This is a genomic window from Micromonospora sp. NBC_01796, assembly GCF_035917455.1.
In the GTDB taxonomy this organism is placed as follows: domain Bacteria; phylum Actinomycetota; class Actinomycetes; order Mycobacteriales; family Micromonosporaceae; genus Micromonospora_G.
On record NZ_CP109078.1, the window covers coordinates 5,410,958 to 5,428,732 of the forward strand.

Annotated in this window: 17 protein-coding genes; 10 read left to right on the plus strand and 7 right to left on the minus strand. The window is 70.8% G+C overall.

Annotated features, from left to right (window positions below):
• Window positions 1-124: 124 nt before the first annotated feature.
• The gene (locus OIE47_RS24935) at window positions 125-334 is read right to left on the minus strand and encodes an MbtH family protein (RefSeq protein ID WP_326556944.1); all 210 of its coding nucleotides are present in this window, start codon (window positions 332-334) and stop codon (window positions 125-127) included.
• Between the two features lie 184 nt (window positions 335-518).
• On the opposite strand from OIE47_RS24935, the gene rapZ reads away from it, so the two are divergent.
• From rapZ to OIE47_RS24975, 8 genes are all read left to right on the plus strand, one after another.
• Complete coding sequence (gene rapZ / locus OIE47_RS24940; protein ID WP_326563234.1) at window positions 519-1,391, plus strand: RNase adapter RapZ; 873 nt, start codon at window positions 519-521, stop codon at window positions 1,389-1,391.
• Window positions 1,388-2,365, plus strand: coding sequence for a gluconeogenesis factor YvcK family protein (locus OIE47_RS24945; protein WP_326556945.1), 978 nt, complete (start codon window positions 1,388-1,390; stop codon window positions 2,363-2,365). The genes rapZ and OIE47_RS24945 overlap by 4 nt, the downstream gene beginning before the upstream one ends.
• 51 nt (window positions 2,366-2,416) lie before the next feature.
• Complete coding sequence (gene whiA, locus OIE47_RS24950; protein ID WP_326556946.1) at window positions 2,417-3,397, plus strand: DNA-binding protein WhiA; 981 nt, start codon at window positions 2,417-2,419, stop codon at window positions 3,395-3,397.
• A gap of 304 nt (window positions 3,398-3,701) precedes the next feature.
• On the plus strand, window positions 3,702-4,706 hold the full coding sequence (gene gap / locus OIE47_RS24955) for a type I glyceraldehyde-3-phosphate dehydrogenase (protein ID WP_326556947.1): 1,005 nt from the start codon (window positions 3,702-3,704) through the stop codon (window positions 4,704-4,706).
• The gene (locus OIE47_RS24960) at window positions 4,703-5,902 is read left to right on the plus strand and encodes a phosphoglycerate kinase (protein ID WP_326556948.1); all 1,200 of its coding nucleotides are present in this window, start codon (window positions 4,703-4,705) and stop codon (window positions 5,900-5,902) included. The genes gap and OIE47_RS24960 overlap by 4 nt, the downstream gene beginning before the upstream one ends.
• A complete protein-coding gene (tpiA, locus tag OIE47_RS24965; protein WP_326556949.1) occupies window positions 5,902-6,693 on the plus strand; it encodes a triose-phosphate isomerase in 792 nt (263 codons plus the stop codon). Before OIE47_RS24960 ends, tpiA begins: the two co-directional genes overlap by 1 nt.
• Window positions 6,694-6,741: 48 nt before the next feature.
• Window positions 6,742-6,999, plus strand: coding sequence for a preprotein translocase subunit SecG (gene secG, locus OIE47_RS24970; RefSeq protein ID WP_326556950.1), 258 nt, complete (start codon window positions 6,742-6,744; stop codon window positions 6,997-6,999).
• Between the two features lie 135 nt (window positions 7,000-7,134).
• The gene (locus OIE47_RS24975) at window positions 7,135-7,473 is read left to right on the plus strand and encodes an RNA polymerase-binding protein RbpA (RefSeq protein WP_326556951.1); all 339 of its coding nucleotides are present in this window, start codon (window positions 7,135-7,137) and stop codon (window positions 7,471-7,473) included.
• Window positions 7,474-7,525: 52 nt separating this feature from the next.
• Here the strand turns inward: OIE47_RS24975 and pgl are convergent, their stop codons facing one another.
• The 6 genes from pgl to tkt are packed head-to-tail and all read right to left on the minus strand — an operon-like array spanning window position 7,526 to window position 15,903.
• Entirely contained in the window at window positions 7,526-8,296 is a 771-nt protein-coding gene (gene pgl, locus OIE47_RS24980; RefSeq protein WP_326556952.1) for a 6-phosphogluconolactonase, read from the minus strand.
• Entirely contained in the window at window positions 8,293-9,330 is a 1,038-nt protein-coding gene (locus OIE47_RS24985) for a glucose-6-phosphate dehydrogenase assembly protein OpcA (RefSeq protein ID WP_326556953.1), read from the minus strand. The genes pgl and OIE47_RS24985 overlap by 4 nt, the downstream gene beginning before the upstream one ends.
• 43 nt (window positions 9,331-9,373) lie before the next feature.
• Window positions 9,374-10,921 carry a glucose-6-phosphate dehydrogenase gene (gene zwf / locus OIE47_RS24990; RefSeq protein ID WP_326556954.1) on the minus strand — a complete coding sequence of 516 codons (1,548 nt, stop codon included), beginning with the start codon at window positions 10,919-10,921 and terminating at the stop codon, window positions 9,374-9,376.
• A gap of 1 nt (window position 10,922) precedes the next feature.
• Complete coding sequence (locus tag OIE47_RS24995; protein WP_326563235.1) at window positions 10,923-12,569, minus strand: glucose-6-phosphate isomerase; 1,647 nt, start codon at window positions 12,567-12,569, stop codon at window positions 10,923-10,925.
• Between the two features lie 2 nt (window positions 12,570-12,571).
• Window positions 12,572-13,750, minus strand: coding sequence for a transaldolase (gene tal / locus OIE47_RS25000; protein ID WP_326556955.1), 1,179 nt, complete (start codon window positions 13,748-13,750; stop codon window positions 12,572-12,574).
• Window positions 13,751-13,764: 14 nt separating this feature from the next.
• Complete coding sequence (gene tkt, locus OIE47_RS25005; RefSeq protein WP_326556956.1) at window positions 13,765-15,903, minus strand: transketolase; 2,139 nt, start codon at window positions 15,901-15,903, stop codon at window positions 13,765-13,767.
• A 269-nt stretch (window positions 15,904-16,172) separates the two neighbouring features.
• On the opposite strand from tkt, the gene OIE47_RS25010 reads away from it, so the two are divergent.
• Complete coding sequence (locus OIE47_RS25010) at window positions 16,173-17,138, plus strand: heme o synthase (RefSeq protein ID WP_326556957.1); 966 nt, start codon at window positions 16,173-16,175, stop codon at window positions 17,136-17,138.
• Window positions 17,139-17,436: 298 nt separating this feature from the next.
• Window positions 17,437-17,772 (plus strand): hypothetical protein, encoded by a 336-nt coding sequence (locus tag OIE47_RS25015; protein WP_326556958.1) that lies wholly within the window; start codon window positions 17,437-17,439, stop codon window positions 17,770-17,772.
• The last annotated feature ends 3 nt before the right edge of the window (window positions 17,773-17,775 follow it).

A 17,775-nucleotide genomic window follows, 5' to 3' on the forward strand; every position in this document is an offset into this window, starting at 1 on the left:
AAGAAGATTAATGATTCCGTACGGATCCAAGGTGCATTCGCGGGCGCGCTGCTCATTCCCGTCTTGGCATACAAAAACGGGCGCCTCGAACAATCGAGACGCCCGCTCGCGGTTGCGAACCGGATCACACCCTGGCGGTCAGCCACTCCCGCAGGCCCCGCGGACGCAGATCGGTCCACACCTCGTCTATGTGGGCCAGGCAGGTCGCCCGGTCACCCTCGACCCCGGCCCGCTGCCAACCCGGTGGCGGCTCGGACCCGACCGGCCAGATAGAGTACTGCTCTTCGTCGTTGACAACTACGTGGTAGCGACGCTGATCCTCGGCTTCTTCCACGGGCACACTCCACACATGGGGGGCTCGGCGGCCTGGGACAGTGACTGGTGACTATACATCGATCCCGCGAGCACGGTGCCGATCGACGATCGGCGTTCGTCGTACGCGCGCGGCTTGGGGGTAACAGGTGAGCGAGCGCGGCGGCGCGCACGGATCACGCTCGGAGGACACCGCGGCCGACGCGGTGCCGAGCCGGTCCGAGACCGATCTCGTCGTGGTCACCGGGGTCTCCGGCGGCGGTCGCAGCACGGTGGCCCGGGCCCTGGAGAACGTCGGCTTCTACGTGGTGGACAACCTGCCGCAGGCGCTGATGCTGGACATGGCCGAGCTGGCCTTCCAGGCCGGCGGGACCACCCGGCAGACGGCGATGGTGCTGGACGTACGCAGTCGCGCCTTCTCCACCGACCTGTCCGGGGCCATCCGGGCGCTCAAGGAGCGCGGCTTCCAGCCCCGGGTGGTCTTCGTCGACGCCGACGACGAGGTGCTGATCCGCCGCTTCGAGAGCGTCCGGCGCTCGCACCCGCTCCAGGGTGACGGGCGGCTCGCCGACGGCATCGCGGTCGAGCGCGGCCTGCTCGAGGAGGCCCGCGAGCAGGCCGACGTGATCATCGACACCAGCCATCTCAACGTCAACCAGCTCCGCAGCCGGATCGAGGAGCTCTTCGGCGGTGAGGACGCCCGGCGGCTCAAGGTCACCGTGCTCTCCTTCGGCTTCAAGTACGGGCTGCCCCCGGACGCCGACTTCGTGCTCGACGCCCGGTTCCTGCCGAACCCGTACTGGGTACCGGAGCTGCGCGAGCACAACGGGCGGGAGGAAGCGGTGAGCCGGTACGTGCTGGGCCAGCATGGTGCGACGACCTTCGTCGAGACGTACGCCCGCCTGATCAACGCGACCGCGCCCGGCTTCGAGCGTGAGGGCAAGCGGTACCTGACCGTCGCGGTCGGCTGCACCGGCGGCAAGCACCGCAGCGTGGCGATCGCGGAGGAACTCGCCAGCCGGCTGCGCCAGGCCCGGCTGGCCGCCAACGCCCAGCACCGCGACCTGGGCCGCGAGTGACGGCGATCAAGGTCGTCGCGTTCGGTGGCGGCCACGGCCTGTCGGCGTCCCTGCGGGCCCTGCGCCGGTGCGCGCCCGACCTCGAACTGGACATCACCGCGGTGGTGACCGTCGGTGACGACGGCGGCTCCAGTGGCCGGCTGCGCGCCGAGCGGGGCGCGCTCCCCCCGGGTGACCTGCGCCAGGCGCTGGTCGCCCTGGCCGCCGAGCACCCGGCCACCCGGCGCAGCGCGGAGCTGTTCCAGCACCGGTTCACCGCCGGGGGCAACCGGCCGCCCGACGAGGACCCGCTGGCCGGGCACGCCGTCGGCAACCTGGTCCTGCTCGGCCTGATGGAGCAGCTCGGCGACCCGGTCGCCGCGCTCGACCACGCCGGGGCGATGCTCGGCGCGATCGGGCGGGTGCTGCCCATGTCCTGCCAGCAGATCGGGATCGAGGCGCGGGTACGCGGCACCGACCCGACCCGGCCGGAGGCGGTGCAGACCGTACGCGGCCAGCACGCGGTGGCGGTGACCCCGGGACGGGTGGAGTCGGTGCGGCTGACCCCGTCCGGACCGAGGGCCTGCCGGGAGGCGGTCGTCGCGGTCGGCGAGGCGGACTGGTTGATCTTCGGTCCGGGTAGCTGGTACACCAGCGTGATCCCGCACCTGCTGGTGCCGGAGCTGGCCGCCGCGATCGTGGCGAGCCCGGCCCGCCGGCTGGTCACCCTGAACCTGGCGAGCGAGCAGGAGACGCTCGGCCTGTCGGTGGCGGACCACCTGGCCGCGCTGCGCTGGTACCTGCCGGAACTGCGGGTCGATCTGGTTCTTGCCGACGGGAAAGCCGTAGGTGACCCCGAACCGGTCGATCGTGCGGCAGAATCGCTGGGTGCGCGGCTGGTGCTCGCTCCGGTGGCTGTCCAGGACGGCAGCCCACGACACGATCCCGATGCATTGGGAGCCGCGCTGGTGCCTGTCCTGGGCGCCGATCGTTAAGCACGTACGAATCACCGGCATCATGCCGGAACCGGCCACGAGGTGACGACAATGGCGATGACAGCTGCGGTCAAGGACGAGCTGAGCCGGGTCGACGTGCCCAAACCCTGCTGCCGCAGAGCGGAGATGGCCGCCCTGCTGCGGTTCGCGGGCGGCCTGCACATCGTCTCCGGGCGGGTGGTGGTGGAGGCGGAACTGGACACCGGCTCGGTCGCCCGGCGACTGCGCCGCGAGGTGGCCGAGGTGTACGGCTACCCGAGCGAGATTCACGTACTCGCCTCCGGTGGGCTGCGCAAGGGCAGCCACTACATCGTCCGGGTGGTCAAGGACGGGGAGGCGCTGGCCCGGCAGACCGGGCTGCTCGACGTCCGGGGTCGGCCCGTACGCGGTCTGCCGCCGCACGTGGTGGCGGCGAACGTCTGCTGCGCGGTCGCGGCCTGGCGGGGTGCGTTCATGGCGCACGGCTCGCTGACCGAGCCTGGCCGCTCCTGCGCGCTCGAGATCACCTGCCCCGGCCCGGAGTCGGCGCTGGCCCTGGTCGGCGCGGCCCGCCGGATCGGGATCACCGCCAAGGCCCGCGAGGTACGCGGCGTCGACCGGGTGGTGGTCAAGGACGGTGACGCGATCGCCGCCCTGCTGACCCGGATCGGTGCCCACGCCAGCGTGCTCGCCTGGGAGGAACGCCGGGTCCGGCGCGAGGTACGGGCCACCGCCAACCGGTTGGCCAACTTCGACGACGCGAACCTGCGCCGCTCGGCGCGGGCCGCGGTGGCCGCCGCCGCCCGGGTGACCAGGGCGCTGGAGATCCTCGCCGAGGAGGCGCCCAACCACCTGACCTCGGCCGGGCAGTTGCGGCTGGAGCACCGTCAGGCGTCGTTGGAGGAGCTGGGCGCGCTGGCCGACCCGCCGCTGACCAAGGACGCGATCGCGGGGCGGATCCGGCGGCTGCTGGCGTTGGCCGACAAGCGGGCGCGGGACCTGGGCATCCCGGACACCGAGGCGGCGGTCACGCCGGACATGTTGGCCGTCTGAGGGTTCGGCCGCGGGTGGGTCGGCGCAGGCCGTCCCACCTCGACAGTGCCCGAAAAATCCCCCGACGGGGGTGGGTTTACGCCCCGACGCAACGAGGCGACCCCCGCTCCGATAAGGTACCGAGCGTACGGCGACGGGGCCGGAACCGGTTACTCGCGCCGTATTCACCGCCTCGGGCGGTCAGGTCCTCGGACCGCGGCGGGGTGGCCGATTACTATCGGCGGCCGACTCCTGCGGTCGGCGCGCACACTTCCGACGGCGATCGGGCTGAACGCCGTCGGACCAGACTGCGAGGAGATGGCCTGTGACCATCCGGGTTGGCATCAACGGCTTTGGCCGAATCGGCCGTAACTTCTTCCGTGCGGTGCTCGCCTCGGGCGCCGACATCGAGCTGGTCGGCGCGAACGACCTGACCGACAACGCCACGCTGGCGCACCTGCTGAAGTACGACAGCATCCTCGGCCGCCTGCCGCACGAGGCGAAGGCGACCGCCGACGAGATCACCGTCGGTGGCCAGACCTTCAAGGCGTTCGCCGAGAAGGACCCGAGCAAGCTGCCGTGGGGCGACCTGGGCGCGGACGTCGTGATCGAGTCGACCGGCTTCTTCACCGACGCCACCAAGGCGAAGGCGCACATCGACGGCGGCGCCAAGAAGGTCATCATCTCCGCTCCGGCGAAGAACGAGGACTTCACGGTCGTCATGGGCGTCAACCACGACCTGTACGACCCGGCGAAGCACAACATCATCTCGAACGCGTCGTGCACCACGAACTGCCTCGCGCCGATGGCGAAGGTGCTCAACGACACGGTGGGCATCGAAAAGGGTCTGATGACCACGATCCACGCCTACACCCAGGACCAGAACCTCCAGGACGGTCCGCACAAGGACCTCCGCCGGGCCCGCGCCGCCGCGCTGAACATCGTGCCGACCTCGACCGGTGCCGCGAAGGCCATCGGCCTGGTCCTGCCGGAGCTGAAGGGCAAGCTCGACGGCTTCGCCCTGCGGGTGCCGATCCCGACCGGCTCGGCCACCGACCTGACCATCACCGCCCGCCGCGAGACCTCGGTCGAAGAGGTCAACGCCGCGCTCAAGGCCGCCGCCGAGGGCCCGCTCAAGGGCATCCTGGTCTACACCGAGGACGAGATCGTCTCCAGCGACATCGTCACCGACCCGGCCTCCTGCATCTTCGACGCCGGCCTCACCAAGGTGATCGGCAACCAGGTGAAGGTCGTCGGCTGGTACGACAACGAGTGGGGTTACTCGAACCGGCTCGTCGACCTGGTCAAGCTGGTGGGTTCCTCGCTGTGAGCATCGGTACCCTCGACGATCTGCTGGCCGAGGGGGTGTCGGGTCGGCGGGTGCTCGTACGCGCCGACCTGAACGTCCCCCTCGACAAGGCCAGCGGGGCGATCACCGACGACGGGCGGATCAGGGCGGTACTGCCGACCCTGACCGCCCTGCGGGACGCGGGCGCGGCGATCATCGTCTGTTCGCACCTGGGGCGGCCGAAGGGCGCGCCGGACCCGCAGTACAGCCTCGCCCCGGTCGGTGACCGCCTGGCCGAGCTGCTCGGTTCGCCGGTGACCTTCGCGACCGACACCGTGGGCGAGTCGGCCCGCGCCGCCGTCGACACGATCGCCTCCGGTGAACTGGTGCTGCTGGAGAACCTGCGGTTCAACCCGGGCGAGACCAGCAAGGACGAGGCCGAACGGGGTGCCTTCGCCGACCAGCTCGCCGGGTTCGCCGAGGCGTACGTCGACGACGCGTTCGGCGCGGTCCACCGCAAGCACGCCAGCGTGTTCGACGTACCGGCGCGGTTGCCGCACGTCGCCGGCCGGCTGGTGCTGCGCGAGGTGGAGGTGCTCTCCCGGTTGACCGGTGAGCCCGACCGCCCGTACGTGGTCGTGCTCGGTGGGTCGAAGGTCTCCGACAAGCTGGCGGTGATCGAGGCGTTGCTGCCGACGGTCGACCGGCTGCTCATCGGTGGCGGGATGTGCTTCACCTTCCTCAAGGCCCAGGGCCACGGGGTCGGCACCTCGCTGCTGGAGGAGGAGATGGTCGGCACCTGCCGGGACCTGCTGGCCCGCGCCGACGGCAAGATCGTGTTGCCGCTGGACGTGGTGGCCGCGACGGCGTTCGCGCCGGACGCAGAGCACGAGACGGTGCCGGCGGAGTCGATCCCGCAGAACCGGCTCGGGCTGGACGTCGGCCCGCGTACGGTGGCCGCCTTCGCCGAGGTGATCAGCGGCGCCAAGACGGTCTTCTGGAACGGCCCGATGGGCGTGTTCGAGATGCCGGCGTTCGCGGCCGGCACCCGGGGCGTCGCCGAGGCGATCACCGCGGTGAACGGGTTCACGGTGGTCGGTGGCGGCGACTCGGCCGCCGCGGTACGCGCACTCGGCCTGGACGAGTCGTCGTTCGGTCACATCTCGACCGGCGGGGGTGCCTCGCTGGAGTACCTGGAGGGCAAGACCCTCCCCGGTATCGCCGCCCTGGAGCAATGATGGCTACTCCCGTACGCCGGCCGCTGATGGCCGGCAACTGGAAGATGAACCTGAACCACTTCGAGGCCAACAAGCTGGTCCAGGACCTGGCGTTCCGGCTGAACGCCCAGCAGCTCACCGACGTCGAGGCGGTGGTCCTGCCGCCGTTCACCTCGCTGCGCAGCGTGCAGACCGCGATCGAGGGCGACAAGCTGCTGATCGGGTACGGCGCGCAGGACCTGTCGCCGTACCCGCCGGGGGCCTACACCGGGGACATCTCCGGACCGATGCTGAGCAAGCTCGGCTGCCAGTACGTGGTGGTCGGGCACTCCGAGCGTCGGGCGTACCACCACGAGGACGACGTCGTGGTGAACGCCAAGGTCGTGGCGGCGCTCGGCAGCGAGATCACGCCGATCCTCTGCATCGGGGAGGGGCTGGACGTCCGCGAGGAGTCCCGCCACGTGGTGCACTGCTGCGACCAGCTCGACGCCGCCCTGCGGGGGCTCACCCCGGAGCAGGTGGCGCAGGTCGTGGTCGCGTACGAGCCGGTCTGGGCGATCGGCACGGGCAAGACGGCGACCCCGGAGAACGCCCAGGAGGTCTGTGGGGCCGTCCGCGAGCGGATCGCGGAGTCGTTCGGCCGGGCCACCGCGGACCAGGTTCGGGTCCTCTACGGGGGCTCGGTGAAGTCCTCCAACATCGCGTCGATCATGGCTCAGCCGGACGTCGACGGCGCTCTGATCGGCGGCGCGAGCCTGGACGCCGAGGAGTTCGCGAAAATCTGCCGGTTCCCGGAGCACATCACCGCATAGCCGGCCGCTATTGTTGACGGGCCCGTCACGAGAGGACTGACCCTTACCATGCTTCCGATCCAGTTCGCATACACGTTGATCGTGTTGCTGGTCATCACGAGCGTGCTGCTCACCATGCTCATCCTGCTGCACCGCGGCAAGGGTGGCGGGTTGTCGAGCATGTTCGGCGGCGGGGTGAGCTCCAGCCTGGCCGGTTCGTCGGTGGCGGAGAAGAACCTCGACCGTTACACGGTTCTGGTGGGCGTTGTCTGGTTTGCCTGTATTGTCGGCCTGGGCCTCTGGCTCAAGCTCGCCATGTCCAGCTGACTGCCTGCCGCAACTCGCAACAACTGCGCGCGGTCCGTACCAACGGGCCGCGCGCAGCCGTTTTGTCGCACCGCGTCGCAACACGCCGCCACCGGCACCGGTGGTGGTCCCCCTCCGACGACAGGAGCGAGCAGCGTGAGCAGCGCAATCCGTGGTACCAGGGTCGGCGCCGGGCCCGCCCGTCCGACCGGCCGGTCCGAACCGGCACCCCGCCGCCCGGTCACCTACTGGTGTGCCAACGAGCACATGGTGGAAATCCTGCTGGCGGCCGAGGTGGCACCGCCCGAGACCTGGGACTGCCCGCACTGCGGCCAGCCGGCCGGGCAGGACGTGCACAACCCGCCGGGTCGGCTCCGCGCCGAGCCGCACAAGTCACACCTGGCCTACGTGAAGGAACGACGCAGCGACGCCGACGGCGCGGCCCTGCTCGACGAGGCGCTCGCCGCGCTGCGTCGCCGCCGCGGCGAGCACTGACCCATCACGGCCGGGCCCCCGGTCACACCGTCGGGCCCGGCCGCGGGTCGGCTCAGCGCAGGCTGCGGAAGGTCGGCTTGACCTCGGTCGCCGCCGCCCGGTCCAGCAGCCACCGGGTGCGCTCCACCCCGTGTACGCCGGCCGCCGGCAACTGCAGCGCGCCGGCGCCGGCCAGAGCCATTCCGACCGCCCGTGCCTTGTCGGCGCCGCCCGCCACCAACCAGACCTCCTCGGCCGTGTTGATCGCCGGCAGGGTCAGCGTGATCCGGATCGGGGGCGGCTTCGGGCTGCCCCGTACGGCGCTGACCGGGCGGGTCTCGTAACCCACCGGGTGCTCCGGGAACACCGAGGCCACATGGCCGTCCTCGCCCACCCCGAGCATCAGTACGTCGAAGTGGGGCAGGGAGGCCGTACCGGGCCGTGCCGCGGCCTCCAGGGTCGCCGCGTACCGGGCCGCCGCCGCCTCCGGATCGGGCCCGTCCGGCCCGTCCGACGGTGGCATCGCGTGCACCCGGTTCGGATCCAGCGGCAGTACGTCGAGCAACGCGGCCCGTGCCTGGGTCTCGTTGCGCTCCGGGTGACCGGACGGCAGGAACCGCTCGTCACCCCACCAGACGTCGACCCGCGACCAGTCGATGGCGTCCCGGGCCGGCAGGTCCCGTACCGCGAGGAGAACCGCGGCGGCGACCCGACCACCGGTCAGCACCACCCCGGCCTCGCCCCGGTCCGCCTGCGCGTCGATCAGCTTGACCACCAACCGGGCCGCCACCACCTGGGCGAGTACGGCCGCGTCGGCATGTACCTCAACACTGGTCTCGCTCACGTCGCGGATCCACCGGGTCCGGCCGGTGCCGCAGTGCTGCCCTGCGCACCCGCGGGTACGGCGGGCCGACGCGGCGGCGTCGGGTCCTTCCAGATGTGCACCCGCTGCCCCGGTCGCGCGTCCAGGCCGGTCAGGCCCGTGCTCGCGCTGAGCGCCTCGGCGTAGATCTGGTCGGCGTCGAGGCGCCGCAGCTCCTCGGCCAGCTCGTCACCGAGCGGGCGACGGGTCAGCGGCAGGTGACGGTCCGCCTGCCCGGTCCGCTCGAAGGTCGCGGTGTTGTTCTCCCGGGTGAGTACCAGCCGGTCGCCGTTGGCGCAGTCGAGCTCGACCGAGCGCATCCGGGCGTACTCGTTGGTGTCCTGCCACTGCGGCGCGACGCCGAGCCGGGCGGTCAGCCAGCCGATCATCAGGGCCGCCGTCGGGTCGGTGCTCGGCGCCACCACGGTGGCGTCGGTGACCCTGGCCGCGGTGGTGTCGAACGCGCCGGCCACCAGGGTGCGCCACGGGGTGATCCGGGTCCAGGCCAGGTCGGTGTCACCGGGGGCGTAGTCGACCGCCCGCTGACGCAGCGCGTCGACCGGGTTGATCGCCTGTGCCGCGTCGGTGATCCGCCGGTCGGCGACCACACCGAGGAAGTCGTTCGCGATCTGCGGCGGCGGCTCGCTGTGCCACCAGGTGACCACCGGTACGTCCGGGACCAGCAGCGGCATCACCACCGACTCGGCGTGCAGCGCGAGCCGGCCGTACATCCGCATCACGACGGCCTCGCACGGACCGAGCCGGCCGCCCACGACGATCTCCGCGTCCAGCCGGCTCTGCTCCCGCTCGACGTCCGAGCGGACCACGACCAGCAGCCGGCACGGGTGCGCCGCCGCGGCGATGGTGGCCGCCGCCTCGGCCTCGCGGACCCGCTTCTCGTCCACCACCACGATGAGCGTGAGCGCCATCCCGCTGGCCACCCCGCCCGCGCTGCGCCGCTCCGCGGCCAACGCCTTCACCACCTCGTTGCCGGTGGTGTCCCATAGGCCGATCAAAGGAGCCTCCTGGTCTGCTCGCCGAGCCCGGCGGTACGCACGCTCACGCCCGCCGCCATGCCCGGCCCTCTCGTGCCAGCAGCTCGTCGGCGGCCCGGGGCCCCCACTCGCCGGCCCGGTACGGCTCCGGCCGGGTGCCCCGCCAGGCGGCTTCGAGCGGGTCGATGACCTGCCAGCTCTGTTCCACCTCGGCCGCGTCCGGAAAGAGCGTCCGGTCCCCGATGAGCACGTCGAGCACCAGCCGCTCGTACGCCTCGGGGCTGGACTCGGTGAACGCCTCGCCGTACTGGAAGTCCATCGCGATGTCGCGGACCTCCATGGTGGTGCCGGGCACCTTCGCGCCGAACTTCAGCACCACGCCCTCGTCCGGCTGCACCCGCACGACGAGCTGGTTGTTGCCCAGCATCTCCATGTCGGTGGCGTTGAACGGCAGGTGCGGTGCCCGCTTGAAGATGATTGCCACCTCGGTGACCCGGCGGGGCAGCCGCTTGCCGGCCCGGATGTAGAACGGCACCTCGGCCCACCGCCGGTTCTGGATGCCCAGCCGGACCGCGACGTACGACTCGGTGGTCGAGTCCGGCGGGATGTCCTTCTCCTCCAGGTAACCGACCGCCCGTTGTCCGGCCACCCACCCGGGCAGGTACTGCCCGCGTACGGTCCCGGTGGCGACGTCCTTGGGGATGGTGATCGCCCGCAGCACCTTGAGCTTCTCGGCCCGGATCTCGGCGGCGTCGAAGCTGGTCGGCTCCTCCATCGCCACCAGGGCGAGCAACTGCAACAGGTGGTTCTGGAGTACGTCGCGGGCGGCGCCGGCCGAGTCGTAGAAACCGGCCCGGGAGCCGATCCCGACGTCCTCGGCCATGGTGATCTGGACCGAGTCGACGTACTTGGAGTTCCAGAGCGGCTCGAACAGGTTGTTCGCGAACCGCAGCGCCATGATGTTCTGGACGGTTTCCTTGCCCAGGTAGTGGTCGATGCGGAACACGTCCTCGCGGGTGAAGACGTCGTCGACCAGGTCGTTGAGCGCCTTCGCCGACGGCAGGTCGGAGCCGAACGGCTTCTCGACCACGACCCGCCGCCAGCCGCCGGACTTGGCGTTGTCCGCCATCCCGGTCCGGGCGAGCTGCTTGAGCACGATCGGGAACGCGGCCGGCGGGATGGAGAAGTAGAACGCCGCGTTGCCGGCGATCCCGTGCGTGGTGCGCAAGTCGTCCAGGGTCTCGGCGAGGTGGTCGAACGCCTCGTCGTCGTCGAACGAGCCGCCGACAAACTTGATGTTGCCGGCCAGCCGAGCCCAGACCTCGTCCCGCCAGGGCGTACGGGCACCCTTGCGCGCGGCCTGGTAGGCCAGCGACTCGAAGTCGCCGTCCCCCCAGTCCCGCCGGGCGAACCCGAGCACCACGAAGCCCGGGGGCAGCAGCCCCCGGTTCGCCAGGTCGTACACGGCCGGCAGCAGCTTCTTCTGGGCCAGGTCACCCGTCACGCCGAAAATCACCAGAGCCACCGGCTCCGGGATGCGAGGTAGCCGCCGGTCCTGCGGATCGCGTAGCGGGTTCACGGCGTCTCCTTCCTTGCTCAGCCCTGGGCTCATCTCAGCTCCGCAGCTCTCGTACCGCGTCGAGGAGTTGGCTCACGCCCGCCGCCCGGTCGGTCAGGTGCAGGTGCAGCACCGGACGGTTGCGGCCGGCCAGCGCCTGCCGGTCGCCGGCCGCCTGCGCCGCCTGCAGCTCACCGAAGGTGTACGGCTTGCCCGGCACCGGCAGGTCCTCGGCGACCGCCCCGGTGATCTGCAGGTACGAGCCGACCTGCGGGCCACCCTTGTGGTACTGGCCGGTCGAGTGCAGGAACCGAGGTCCCCAGCCGAAGGTCACCGGGCGACCGCTCGCACCGGCGAGCAGTGGGCGTACCTGACCCGCGTCGGCGTCGCCGAACCGGTCGAGGTACGCCATCACGGCCAGGTAGCCGTCCGAGCCGAGGCCGTCGAGCAGCCAGCGGAGCACACCGGGCAGGTCGCCCGGGGCACCGGCGGGGGCGTACACCTCGATCGCACCGGCGGTGAACGACGGCGTCTCGGCCGGCAGTCCGCCGTCCAGGATCCGGTTGGTGTTCTCCTTGGACTCGGTGACGTTCGGCTGGTCGAACGGGTCGATGCCGAGCACCACCCCGGCCAGCGCGGTGGCGTACTCCCAGGCGAGGAACTGGGCCCCGAGCGGGCCGTTCACGGCCAGGTCGGGGGAGATTCCGGCGCCCGGCGAGGTGCCCGGGGTGAGCGCACCGCCGTAGGTGACGGTGAGTACGTCCGACCCGGTCGCGCCGGGTACCTGCGGCGACTCCACCACCACCGGCAGGATGCCCACGCCGCCCTTGCCGGTCGATTCGGCGATGAGCTGCTCGGCCCAGTCGCCGAGCCCCTCGATGCCGGTGCCGTCCGAGATCAGGGCGATCTTGTCCCGGCCCACGGTGGCGGCGGTGCCGAGCGCGGCGCCGAGTGCGAGGCCGGGGTTGTCCTTGTCCCCGGCGAGCGACCCGGCCAGTTCCTCGGCCTGGTCCAGCAGTTCGACCACCTCGACCCCGGCCAGTGCCGAGGGGACCAGGCCGAACGCGGTCAGCGCCGAGTACCGGCCGCCCACGTTCGGGTCGGCGAGGACAACGAAGGCCCCCATCTGGGCGGCGGTGTCGGCCAGCGGGGAGCCGGGGTCGGTGACGATCACGAAGTGCCGTCCGGCCTCGGCCTCGGTCAGCCCGGCGTCCAGGAACGCCTGCCAGTACGCCCGCCGGTGGCTGTCGGTCTCCACCGTGGAGCCGGACTTGCTGGCGACCACCACGACGGTGTTCAGCAGCCGGTCCCCGAGGGCGGCCCGGACCTGGCCCGGGTCGGTGGTGTCGAGCACGGTCAGCGGTCGGCCCAGGGTGCGGGCGATGACCTCGGGGGCGAGCGACGAGCCACCCATCCCGGCCAGTACGACGTGGTCGAGGTCGGCCAGTTCGGCCTTGAGTTCGGCGAGCTGGGGGAGGAGTTCGCGGCTGCGCTGGTGGGTGTCCACCCAGCCGAGCCGCTTCGACGCCTCGGCCTGCGCGTCCGGCCCCCAGAGGGTGGCGTCCTTGGTCGCGAGCCGGCGCGGGGCGTCGTCGGCGACCAGGGCGGCGCGGGTGGAGCCGGGCGCGGAGGCGTCGATCGCCTCCGCGCCGTGGACCGTCAGTCCGGCCGCCGCCTCCGCGCTCCCCAGGTCCTGGGTCACGGTCACGCGTTGCCCCCCGCCTGCTGGGCTGCCTGGGCGTTGTCCTGGGCCGCCGCGTTGGGCTGGCTGGCACCCTTGGCCGCTGCCTCGAGCGACTTGCGTACGCCGTCGAGCAGTTCCTCCCAGCTCGCCTCGAACTTCTCCACGCCCTCGCGCTCCAGCGTTTCGATCACGTCGTCGAAGTCGATGCCGACCTTGCCGAGGTCGGCGAAGACCTTGCGGGCGGCGTCGAACGAGCCGGTGATGGTGTCACCCCGGGTCTCGCCGTGGTCGGCGTACGCGTGGATGACCGCTTCCGGCATGGTGTTGACCGTACCGGGCGCGACCAGTTCCTCGACGTAGATCACGTCGCGGTAGTCCGGGTTCTTCGTGGAGGTGGAGGCCCAGAGCGGGCGCTGCGGGTGCGCACCGGCGTCGGCGAGCGCCTGCCAGCGGTCGGAGGAGAAGACCTCGGTGTAGCGCTCGTAGGCGAGCTGGGCGTTGGCGACAGCGGCCTTGCCCTTGAGTGCCTTCGCCTCGGCCGAGCCGATCTTCTCCAGCCGCTTGTCGACCTCGGAGTCGACGCGGGAGACGAAGAACGAGGCGACCGAACCGATCTTGGTCAGGTCGTGCCCGTTCGCCTTCGCCTGCTCCAGGCCGGCCAGGAAGGCCTCCATCACCTGCGAGTAGCGGTCCAGCCCGAAGATCAGCGTGACGTTGACGCTGATCCCCTCGGCCAGGGTCGCGGTGATCGCCGGCAGGCCGGCCTCGGTCGCCGGGATCTTGATGTAGAGGTTCGGCCGGTCGACCAGCCACCAGAGCGACTTCGCCTCGGCGACGGTCTTCTCGGTCTCGTACGCGAGCCGCGGGTCGACCTCGATCGACACCCGCCCGTCCACCCCGGCCGAGCTGTCGTACGCCGGGCGCATCACGTCGGTGGCCCACCGGACGTCGTACGTGGTCAGCATGCGTACGGCCTCTTCCACGGAAACACCGCGGACGGCCAGGTCACGCAACTGCCAGTTGTACTCGTCGGCGTCGCTGAGCGCCTTGGCGAAGATCGTCGGGTTCGTGGTGACCCCGACCATGTGCTTCTCGCGTCGCAGCTGATCCAGCCCGCCGGAGCTGAGCCGCACCCTTGAAAGATCATCGAGCCAGACCGCGACACCCGCCGCGCTGAGCTCACCCAACCTGTCCGTCATGTGCTGACCTTCTCTCAGTTACCGGTGGTGGAACCAGTGATCTCGCCGACCTTCGCCAGCGACGCGTGTGCGGCGGCGACGATGTGGTCGGGAGTGAAGCCGAACTGCTCGAACAGGACCGTGTGCGGTGCGCTCGCACCGTAGTGTTCCAGGCTCACGCTCTCGCCGAGGTCGCCGACCAGGTGACGCCAGGACATGGCGATGCCGGCCTCGACGCTGACCCGGGCCTTGACGGCGCGCGGGAGGACCGACTCGCGGTACGCCGAGTCCTGCTCCTGGAACCACTCCTGGCACGGCATCGACACGACCCGGGTCGGGGTGCCGGCCGCCTCCAGGCGGTCCCGGGCGGTGAGGCAGAGCTGCACCTCGGAGCCGGTCCCGATGAGGATCACGTCGGGCTGCGCGGTGGACGCCTCGGCCAGCACGTAACCGCCCTTGGCCGTGCCCTCGGCGGGGGCGAGGGTCTCCCGGTCGAGGGTCGGCAACGGCTGCCGGCTCAGCGCCAGCGCGGCCGGACGGTCGGTGTTGGTCAGCGCCTGCCGCCAGGCCCACGCGGTCTCGTTGGCGTCGGCCGGCCGGATCACGTCCAGGCCGGGGATGGCGCGCAGCGTGGAGAGGTGCTCGACCGGCTGGTGGGTCGGGCCGTCCTCGCCGAGGCCGATCGAGTCGTGCGTCCAGACGTAGGCGACCGGCAGCTTCATCAGCGCGGCGAGCCGTACCGATGGGCGCATGTAGTCGCTGAAGACCAGGAACGTGCCGCCGTAGGGGCGGGTGCCGCCGTGCAGCGCGATGCCGTTGAGGATCGCGCCCATGGCGTGCTCACGGATGCCGAAGTGCAGGGTGCGGCCGTACTCGTGACCGGGGAAGTCCTTGGTCGCGTACTCGGCCGGGATGAACGACGGCTCGCCCTTCATCGTGGTGTTGTTGCTCTCGGCCAGGTCGGCCGAGCCGCCCCAGAGTTCGGGCAGCACCGGGGCGAGCGCCTCCAGTACCTTGCCCGAGGCGGCCCGGGTGGCGACGCCCTTGGCGTCCGCCGGCCACGTCGGCAGCGCGTCGGTCCAGCCGTCGGGCAGCGTACGGGTGGAGAGGCGGTCGTGCAGCGCCTTGCGCTCGGGGTTCGCCTTCGCCCACGCCTCGTACGCCTTGTTCCACTCGGCGTGCTCGGCCTGGCCCCGCTCGACGGTGCCCCGGGCGTGCGCGAGCACCTCGTCGGCGACGGCGAAGTTCTGCGCCGGGTCGAAGCCGAGGATCTTCTTGGTGGCGGCGACCTCGTCGGCACCGAGCGCCGAACCGTGGATCTTGCCGGTGTTCTGCTTGTTCGGCGCGGGCCACCCGATGATGGTGCGCAGCGCGATGAACGAGGGCCGGTCGGTGTTCTCCTTGGCGGCGTTCAGCGCGGCGTAGAGCGCCTCGACGTCCTCGTGGTAGTCGCCCTTGTCGGCGTCACCGGCGCGCCAGTCGACGGTCTGCACGTGCCAGCCGTACGCGGCGTACCGCGCGGTGACGTCCTCGCTCTTGGCGATCCGGGTGTCGTCCTCGATCGAGATCTCGTTGTCGTCGTAGATCAGTACGAGGTTGCCGAGCTTCTGGTGCGCGGCGAGGGAGCTGGCCTCGTGGCTGATGCCCTCCTCGATGTCGCCGTCCGAGGCGATGCACCAGATGTGGTGGTCGAAGACGGACTGGCCGGGCTCGGCATCCGGGTCCAGCAGGCCGCGTTCGCGGCGGGCCGCCATCGCCATCCCGACCGCGTTGCCGATTCCCTGGCCGAGCGGGCCGGTGGTGGTCTCGACGCCGACGGTGTGACCGTGCTCGGGGTGGGCCGGGGTGAGCGAACCCCACTGGCGCAACGACTTCAGGTCATCCAGGCCGAGCCCGTACCCGCTCAGATAGAGCTGGATGTAGAGGGTGAGGCTGGAGTGGCCGGCGGAGAGGACGAACCGGTCCCGACCCGGCCAGGCCGCGTCGGTGGGGTCGTGCTTCAGCAGCCGGTTGAAAATCAGGTACGCGGCCGGCGCCAGGCTCATCGCCGTGCCGGGGTGGCCGTTGCCGGCTTTCTCCACGGCATCCATGGCCAGCACACGAACGGTATCGACGGCCCGACGATCGAGGTCGGACCAGTTCAGCGGAGATTGCGCGGGTCGTTTGGCAGCCACGATCGTTTGTGCTCCTAGGCAGTGGTCGGAACCCTCTGGGATGACCCTAGCGACCCGGGCTAAACGTGCGCCCGGGGATCCAGATGCCGATACTCTCGACCCGGCCGATTCGCTTGCGCGGGCGCGTCGCGAGATGTGACCGCCCGCACCCTTGACGGGTCGCCCGGTCAGCCAAAAGGGCGACGCGTAGGCTGTCGCTCGGCGTGCTGACCTTGCCAGGTCGCCGTCGAAATCCGATCTCCCGCCTCGATGCCGGAAGGTGGCAATCCGTGAGCACGATCACCGAGCGACCGGTCGCCACCAGCCCTGCGGGGGAGCCGGAGGCCGAAACGCCGGCCGGCTCGGTCACCGGGGGTCGTGACCTCGGCGCGGTGGTCCGGTCGTACGTCTCGCTCACCAAGCCCCGGATCGTCGAGCTGCTGCTGGTGACGACGGTGCCGGCGATGATGCTGGCGGCGCGCGGGCTGGGGTCGATCTGGCTGATCGTGGTGGTGCTGGTCGGCGGGTCGCTGGCCGCGGGTGCCGCCAACGCGTTGAACTGCTACATCGACCGTGACATCGACCAGTTGATGCGGCGTACCAAGCGGCGTCCGCTGCCGACGCACACGGTGGCGCCGCGCAGCGCGCTGATTTTCGGTCTGACCCTGGCCGTGGTGTCGGTGGTCCTGATGGCGGTCTTCACCAACTGGCTCGCCACCGCGCTGACCCTGGGCGCGATCGTCTACTACGACCTCGTCTACACCATGTGGCTCAAGCGCACCACGCCGCAGAACACGTTCTGGGGCGGGATCTGCGGTGCGGCACCGGTGCTGATCGGCTGGGCCGCGGTGACCGGTTCGCTGTCGCCGGCCGCATGGGCGCTGTTCGCGCTGGTCTTCTTCTGGCAGATGCCGCACTTCTACGCCCTGGCCATCAAGTACAAGGACGACTACGCGCGGGCGGGCATCCCGATGCTGCCTGTGGTGGCGTCGATCCGGCGGGTCGGCATCGAGATCGTCGCCTTCTCCTGGCTGACCGTGGCCGCCTCGCTGGCGGCCTGGCCGGTGAGCCCGGAGCTGGGCCCGATCTACGGCGGTACGGCCGTGGTGGTCGGGGCGATCTTCCTGCTGGAGGCGCACCGGTTGCAGAGCCGGGGCCGCCGGGGTGAGCCGCTCAAGCCGATGCGGCTGTTCCACTGGTCGACCACGTACCTGACGATCCTGTTCGTCGCGGTCGCGCTCGACGCCCTCGTCTGAGCGCGCCCACGGCGCCCGGATTCTTCGGCGCAACTGATCGACCATGATAAATCGCGCTGATCGACCTGATTAAATCTGATCCGCCCGGTATGCCGAGAGCCGCCCTATTGGCGAGCTGAGTCGAGTCGACTCAAGGGCGACAGTGATTTGCCCTGGTTCATCCCATAATGATGAACCCCTATAACGGATAAATGGGCATAAACCACCTGTGCTTCTCCTTAAACTGATAGGTAATTGGCATCACATATTCCTGACAACCGACCAGCATGTGAGGCGACCTCTGCTTAGGCTTCGGCTCATGGCAGATGGTTCCGATACGACGCTGACGAGTGAAGAGACCGTCGCGACCCCGGCTCCGAGCGGTCTGGTAGCCGGCATCAAGACGTTCGCCGCCGGACACGGCGGCGCGAAGGCGGTCATCGAATACGTCGGCAAGCGGGGAGCGCGCATCGTCCTGGTCGGCGAGGACGGCGTGTGGGCGGACCAGTTCGCGGACGGCACCGATGTCGCCCGACTGGCCTGCGAGAAGGCGGGCGTGACGGTGGAGAACGAATGGGAGCGGGAACTGATGGACCAGATGCGGCCGAGCAACGACCTGTGGCGGTCGATGGCCCGGCGCGTGATGGCCCGTTGACAA